The 7,674-nt window shown below is 48.4% G+C and carries 5 protein-coding genes; 3 read left to right on the top strand and 2 right to left on the bottom strand.

The window, feature by feature from the left end; genetic code table 11:
- Position 1: 1 nt before the first annotated feature.
- Complete coding sequence (gene recN, locus KDK17_RS03015) at positions 2-1,687, bottom strand: DNA repair protein RecN (protein WP_257252989.1); 1,686 nt, start codon at positions 1,685-1,687, stop codon at positions 2-4.
- Positions 1,688-1,945: 258 nt separating this feature from the next.
- On the opposite strand from recN, the gene grpE reads away from it, so the two are divergent.
- The 3 genes from grpE (at position 1,946) to dnaJ (ending at position 5,995) form a co-directional block, all read left to right on the top strand.
- Positions 1,946-2,530, top strand: coding sequence for a nucleotide exchange factor GrpE (grpE, locus tag KDK17_RS03020; protein ID WP_257252987.1), 585 nt, complete (start codon positions 1,946-1,948; stop codon positions 2,528-2,530).
- A gap of 197 nt (positions 2,531-2,727) precedes the next feature.
- Positions 2,728-4,647, top strand: a complete 1,920-nt coding sequence (gene dnaK, locus KDK17_RS03025; protein WP_257252986.1) for a molecular chaperone DnaK — start codon at positions 2,728-2,730, stop codon at positions 4,645-4,647.
- Positions 4,648-4,852: 205 nt separating this feature from the next.
- The gene (dnaJ, locus tag KDK17_RS03030; protein WP_257252985.1) at positions 4,853-5,995 is read left to right on the top strand and encodes a molecular chaperone DnaJ; all 1,143 of its coding nucleotides are present in this window, start codon (positions 4,853-4,855) and stop codon (positions 5,993-5,995) included.
- Between the two features lie 66 nt (positions 5,996-6,061).
- On the opposite strand, the gene KDK17_RS03035 is transcribed toward dnaJ, so the two are convergent.
- The gene (locus tag KDK17_RS03035; RefSeq protein ID WP_257287311.1) at positions 6,062-7,474 is read right to left on the bottom strand and encodes a hypothetical protein; all 1,413 of its coding nucleotides are present in this window, start codon (positions 7,472-7,474) and stop codon (positions 6,062-6,064) included.
- Positions 7,475-7,674 lie beyond the last annotated feature (200 nt).

A 7,674-nucleotide genomic window follows, 5' to 3' on the forward strand; every position in this document is an offset into this window, starting at 1 on the left:
TTCAGGCTGCGGACCTTGAATGGGTCAGGCTAAGCATCTCTTTTGCGTGGTTGAGCGTGGACTCGGTCATTTCGACTCCACCCAGCATTCGAGCGACCTCTTTAACACGACGATCGCCATTCAGGCCGACAATCTCGGTGGAGGTTTTGGCATTGCGGACCTTCTTGCTAACGTGCAAATGCTGATGCCCCTGTGACGCCACCTGAGGCTGATGGGTGACACAAATTACCTGACTTCTTTCCCCCAGCTCCCTGAGCATGGCTCCGACGATTTCCGCAGTTCCACCGCCAATGCCGACATCCACTTCGTCAAAGATCATACTGGGGATATGAGAGGTTTGAGCGGTTATCACTTGAATGGCCAGACTGATTCTGGACAGTTCACCACCAGAAGCTACTTTGGTTAATGCTCTGGGTGGCTGACCCGGGTTGGTCGTTACCAGGAATTCGATGTCTTCAGCACCATTGGGTGAGAGAGTGCTGCTCTCTACCGGTGTCAGGGCAATGACGAACTGTCCGTGGGGCAAGCCCAGCAAGGCCATACGCATGGTGACTTTTTTCTCAAGCTGTCTGGCTGCAGATTGACGTTTTCCGGATAGTTTTTCGCTTTGGTTCTGAAACTCGGATTTCAATTCGATCAGTTTTTGTTGTAACGCTTCAACTCGTTCATCGCCGAACTGGATGCTCTCCAGCTCAGAGCTGAGGGTGTTTTGTTTTTCCAATAACGCTTCGGGCTGAACCCTGTGCTTTCTCGCAAGGTCGTATATAGCGCTGAGACGTTCATCCACATCCTGCATTCTGGCCGGATCAGCATCAAAATGATCAATGAAGTGATTGATTTCCCCTACCGCTTCCTCGACCTGAATCTGGGCAGAGGACATCATCTCCAATGTGTTGCTGATGGCTGGGTGATCCATGTCCAGATCGCCCAGACGCTGCAGACAGACAGACAGTTGCTGGAGAATGTTGCCGGTCTCATTGTCGGAGCAAATAGTGTTGATCTCATGACAAACCGAAAGAGTGCTTTCAGCATGGGATAACTGTCTGAGTTCTAGCTCAAGCTGTTCCAGTTCTCCTTCCTGAAGTGACAATTGTTCAAGTTCCTGAAGTTGATAGCTGAGCAGTTGAACTCTTTCATTCTGTTCTTTGCGGTTATGGGCCAGTGTATTCAGCTCATGATGCGTCTGGTTGAACTGATGAGCAATGCAAGCCACTTCGGAGGCTAGTTTTTGTAGACCGGCATAATCATCCAGTAGCAGTCGATGGCTGTTTTTTTTCAGTAACGACTGGCTTTCATGCTGGCCGTGAATATCAATTAACCGCTCACCAATGCCCCGAAGATCGGCAAGGGGAGAGAGTGTTCCATTGATATAGGCACGGGACCGTCCTTCTTTGGTAATGACTCTGCGGAGGATGCACTCATCATCACTGGTCAGATCTTTTTCCCGGAGCCACGCTTTGGCCGCAGAGCAATGACTGATATCAAAAGAAGCCTGTATTTCAGCTTTGTCCGTGCCTTGACGAACGCAATGACTGTCGGTTCTGTCACCCGTGGCCAGACCCAGTGCATCCAGCATGATGGACTTGCCAGCACCGGTCTCGCCGGTAATCACAGTCATTCCGGATTGGATGTCCAGATCCAGCTGGTCAACGATGGCAAAGTTGCTGATGGACAATTGGGTCAGCATGATGAATACCCGCTAGTGTAGCGTGACTGTTTATATATACAGTAACCTGATGTGAGACATTCGTAAAGTTGGAGCTAAAAAAAATACTCTGATTACGACCAGATTGAGACCAGAGCATGTTGTGATTTTGTTCTGCAGATCAGTGTTTTGCGAAATGATCGGTTGCGTTAAAAAAACTGTTTGCAGGTCTTGAATCCAGATTTCGTGACCCAATATACGTTTCATCAAACGATTTGACTCCCGGTCGGAGATTCTGGAATGACAGTAGAAAACAGCAAACCTGATGAGCAGGAAATGGAAGAAGCCACCGAACAGCAGGCAGAAGAAAACTTGCTGAACGAAGAAGGTGGTGTTGAGCTGGACAGTGAAGGTGATCTGACCGACGGCCTTGAGAGTCAGCTGGAAGCGCTGAACGAAGAGCTGGCCAAAGCGAAAGATCAGACTCTGCGCGCTGCTGCTGAGATGCAGAACATCAAGCGTCGCGCTGAGCAGGATGTTGAAAAGGCTCATAAGTTTGCCTTGGAAAAATTTGTTGATGCGCTGATTCCAGTGGTTGATAGCCTGGAAAAAGGAATAGAAAGCGCTGAACAGGCAGAAGGAGCCCACGAAGCTCTTATAGAAGGCATGAAGCTAACACTGAAGCAGTTTCTGGATGCACTGGGGCGCTTTGGGGTGGAGCAGGAAGATCCGAACGGACAGCCTTTTGACCCGAATTTCCATCAGGCTATGTCCATGGTTCCGAATCCCGATGTTGAAGCCAACACCGTGATTGATGTCTTTCAGAAAGGTTACAAGCTGAATGGCCGTCTGATTCGTCCAGCCATGGTCGTCGTTTCCAAATAGGTGATTTTGTTGAGGAATATTCAAAAAAAGAATGTTTCAACAGCCTTGAAATCAAATCAATTGATCCCATATTGATTTCAAAGGCCAAAAACAGCCGCTCACCACTTATTGGCAAGCGGCCCTCAGCTGAAGAATTGAATTACAGAATTGAACTAAAGAATTTCGCTCTGCAAGCAGGGCAATGGAGAGATTGAACAATGGGTAAAATAATCGGTATTGATCTGGGAACCACCAACTCTTGTGTATCCATTCTGGATGGTGAAAAAGCCAAGGTTTTAGAAAATGCTGAAGGCGGTCGTACCACGCCTTCCATCATCGCCTTCACAGACGATGGTGAGACTCTGGTAGGGCAGCCAGCCAAGCGTCAGGCCGTTACCAACCCTGATAATACCCTGTTTGCCATCAAGCGCCTGATCGGTCGCCGTTTCAAAGACGATGTGGTCCAGAAAGACATTCAGATGGTTCCTTACAAGATTGTTGAAGCTGACAACGGCGACGCATGGGTTGAAGTTAAAGGTGACAAAAAAGCACCACCTCAGATTTCTGCTGAAATCCTGAAGAAAATGAAGAAGACCGCTGAAGACTATCTGGGCGAATCTGTTACTGAAGCGGTGGTTACCGTACCCGCTTACTTCAACGATGCACAGCGTCAGGCGACCAAAGATGCTGGTCGTATCGCCGGTCTGGACGTTAAACGTATCATTAACGAGCCCACTGCTGCTGCCCTGGCCTATGGCATGGACAAGAAGCAAGGTGATCAGACCATTGCCGTATACGACCTGGGTGGTGGTACTTTTGATATCTCTATTATCGAGATTGCTGATGTCGACGGCGAGCACCAGTTCGAAGTACTGGCCACCAACGGTGACACTTTCCTGGGTGGTGAAGACTTCGACATGCGTATGATCGACTACCTGGCTGAAGAGTTCAAAAAAGATCAGGGCATCGACCTCAAAGGTGATCCTCTGGCCATGCAGCGTCTGAAAGAAGCCGCTGAAAAAGCCAAGATCGAGCTGTCTTCTGCTCAGCAGACGGATGTTAACCTGCCTTACATCACTGCCGATGCAACTGGTCCTAAGCACCTGAACGTTAAAGTAACCCGTTCCAAGCTGGAGTCCTTGGTAGAAGATCTGGTTCAGCGCTCTCTGGAGCCATGCCGACTGGCGGTAAAGGATTCTGATCTGGATCTGTCTGATATCGACGAAGTCATTCTGGTAGGCGGTCAGACCCGTATGCCAATGGTTCAGGAAAAGGTGGCTGAGTTCTTCGGCAAGGAGCCTCGTAAAGACGTGAACCCTGACGAGGCGGTTGCTATGGGTGCTTCCATCCAGGGTGCGGTGTTGGCTGGCGACGTTAAAGACGTACTGTTGCTGGACGTCACTCCGCTGACTCTGGGTATCGAAACCATGGGTGGCGTTATGACGGCACTGATCGAAAAGAACACCACGATTCCGACCAAGAAGTCGCAGGTGTTCTCTACTGCTGATGACAACCAGAGTGCTGTAACCATTCATGTCTGCCAGGGTGAGCGCAAACAGGCATCTGCCAACAAGTCACTGGGGCGTTTTGACCTGTCTGACATTCCACCGGCTCCACGTGGCATGCCTCAGATTGAGGTCAGCTTTGACCTGGATGCTAACGGTATCCTCAACGTTTCTGCCAAAGACAAGGCTACTGGTAAAGAGCAGTCTATCGTGATCAAAGCGTCTTCCGGCCTGTCTGACGATGAAATCGATCAAATGGTTCAGGACGCTGAAGCAAACGCGGCTGAAGACAAGAAGTTCGAAGAACTGGCGGCTGTCCGTAACACGGGTGATGGTCTGGTACATGCGACGCGCAAGACTCTGGAAGAAGCCGGTGATAAGGCAACGGAAGAAGAGAAGAGTGCGATCAACGAAGCTTTGACTGCTCTGGAAGAGGCTCTGAAGGGGGACGACAAGGATCTCATCGAAGAGAAATCCAAGGCTCTCTCTGAAGCTTCTGCTGGTCTGGTTCAGAAGATGTATGCAGAAGCTCAGCAACCCGGCGCTGAAGGTGCACAGGAGGCTGAATCTTCTTCCGCTGCGGATGACGCCGTAGACGCCGAGTTCGAAGAAGTGAAAGATGACAAGAAGTAAGCCCATTCCGCGCTGCGGTATGAGTTGATTTGGCGGCGCGGGAGCTTTCTCCCGCGCTGTTGTGTTTAAGAGACTGTCTGAAAGGTTTCGCCGATTTTCCAAACAGTCTCTGATTCAATAAATCGGGATCGTTCCCGATGTATGAAAGCGATTTGGATTATTTCGGTCAGGTGATCTGACGGAACCTGACCACAGGGTGTTACTAATGGCAAAACGTGATTTTTACGAAGTACTGGGCGTAGAAAAGGGGGCCTCTGACAAGGAGATCAAGAAGGCCTATCGCCGTATGGCTATGAAGTTCCACCCTGACCGTAACCCCGATGACAAAGAAGCGGAAGAGAATTTCAAGGAAGTCAACGAGGCTTTTGAAATCCTCTCTGACGATCAGAAGCGTGCCGCCTACGACCAGTACGGTCATGCCGGTGTCGATCCTAACATGGGCGGTATGGGTGGTGCTGGTGGCTTTGGTGGCGCTGGCGGCTTTGGTGACGTCTTCGGTGATGTTTTTGGTGATATCTTTGGCGGTGGTGGTCATTCCCGAAGCTCCGTTCAGCGCGGTGCCGATCTGCGCTATCAACTGGAACTGAGTCTGGAAGAGGCGGTTAAGGGTACTACCAAGAAAATCAAGATTCCTTCTCTGGTCGGTTGTAAGTCCTGTGATGGTACAGGTGCCAAAAAAGGGACTTCTCCTGTGACTTGTAGCACTTGTGGTGGTGTGGGTCAGGTGCGTATGCAACAGGGCTTTTTCTCTGTTCAGCAGACCTGTCCTGACTGTCACGGTACTGGCAAGATGATTAAAGACCCTTGTCGTGAGTGTCATGGTGAAGGTCGGGTTCAGGAATATAAGACGCTGTCTGTTAAGATTCCTGCCGGTGTCGATACCGGTGATCGTATTCGTCTGGCGGGTGAAGGTGAAGCAGGCGTCAATGGTGGTCCAGCCGGAGATCTCTATGTTCAGGTCAGCGTGGTAGACCATCCGATCTTCCAGCGTGATGGCAAACACCTATACTGTGAAGTGCCCATTACCTTTGTTGATGCCGCCCTGGGTGGCGAGCTGGAAGTTCCGACCCTCGACGGCCGGGTAAAACTCAAGATTCCAAAAGAAACCCAGACTGGCAAGTTGTTCCGTCTCCGCGATAAAGGTGTCACGCCAGTTCGTGGCGGCAGTCGCGGTGACCTGATGTGTCGTGTGGTGGTAGAAACACCCGTGCATCTGACCGAACGCCAGAAAGAGCTGATGCAAGAGTTGAAGGAAACCTTTGTCGCAGAAGGTGAACATCGCCAGTCTCCCAAGAAAACGTCCTTCTTTGAAGGGGTTAAGAAGTTCTTTGACGATATGTCGTCCTGATCAGTTTGCCAGATTGAAAATAAAAAAGTGGCATTAGCGCCACTTTTTTTGTGTAGCCTTCTTCATCTATGGCGTACAGAAATATTTCTCGTATTCGCCAAGAAAGTATTGATGGTCAAAGAGCTCTGTGATCATGGCTCCCAGTCCTTCGTTTTTGTTTCTGAACGGGTTCTTTAGCATTTGCTTCACTATTAGAAACTCCCAAAAACCAACCTTTGGACTATCGATATCACTATCGAACCTTGTTATGTCAATGTATGTGAAAATCAGGCGATCTTCTTCGGCAATGACGACGGTGTTCCAAGCATGGTTTTTACATGTTGAAAACAACTTATCGGTCAGGTAAACATTTGCCAGTACGTCAGGAAACAGTTGTTTCAGTTGATTAAAAACAACCATCCCCAATACCGTGTATTTATCACAGTCGCCAATCCCTCTCCGCCAAAATTCAACTATCGGACGTTCTTTTGAGAAAGTCAGCTTCAGCTCGCCTTCATCTACTTTTGCGTAGTGAAGCTTTTGTGTGACAATCAGTGCTGTCAGGTAGAGCAAACTATAAATCGTTGGTTTTTTTGTTGTCTGTTTGACTATGTCTTCAACGTACTTGAAAATCTCCTCCTGATCGTTCGTTGAAAAATAGTCCATGGTATCGTATGTAAATAGTGTGTTAAGCCGGAAAAATAGAGCTTTTGGAAGTGGAATAGGCTCTTTTTTACTGTGGTAGTCTACAAGATTACCCAAGTACTCAAACTCAAGGTGGGTTGTGGGGTAGGCAGCACAAGTCTGTTGGTCAGAGATTAGAGATGGGTAGGTGTCCAGGTCAATGCCGCGGAAGTAGAGAGAAGTCGCATCTTCCAGTCTTATGTTTTTACTCACGGCTTCATGAAGAAAATCAGCAGGCACTTTTGAAAAATAGAGTTTTTTTAAATCATAGGCTGATCCGGTGAGTCCCTTGTATCTGGGCAAATCTTCTGTCGTTAGCCCGTGTTCGAACGCTTCCTGAAGGTTAGTATGCGCAAAGTCAGTCAAGACAGAGATGCCGTTTTTATTTAAGCTGCCCGCGAGATCAGAAGGTATTCCATATTTAGCGTAAGCGATAATACGGGTGGCTGAATCAATATCGGCCTCGACGTAGCGATTGGCCGTTTGGGGTGTTAATCCCGCCTTGAGAATCTTTTCTATAAAAATCTCGTCACCCGCTACCCTGGGATGAAACGATGCAACTATATCCGAAGTGATGTTGCGTTGGGTAAAACGGTGAATATCATATGGGCTGACCATTGGGGCTTCTTGAGCAAAAAGTAGGACTTCTTCTGGTGTGGTTCCCACTTCTATGAGGTACTTAATATCATAGTCGACTAGCCCGGCGCTCAAATAGGGCTCTTTTTTTTCTTGTTCTGTAATATCAGCTTTGATGCAGAAACTCATCGTTACGATTAATGCAGTTATCAGCTTGATAGCATGGTTTAAAATGTTCACGAGCGCACTCCTTTTCAATCAGGTTTCATGACTCACTGAATGTTAGAGTTTTGGAAGAGTGATTAGTTCCCTGAGATGAAAGCCAGACTGGACAAAAAAGTGGCTTTAGCGCGGCTTTTTTGTCCAGTCTTCTTCAATACGGCACACAGAAATATTTCTCGTATTCGGTAAGAAAGTATCGCAAATTGAAGTATTTTGAG

The sequence above is a fragment of the Endozoicomonas sp. SESOKO2 genome (genome assembly GCF_024606245.1).
Lineage (GTDB): Bacteria > Pseudomonadota > Gammaproteobacteria > Pseudomonadales > Endozoicomonadaceae > Endozoicomonas_A.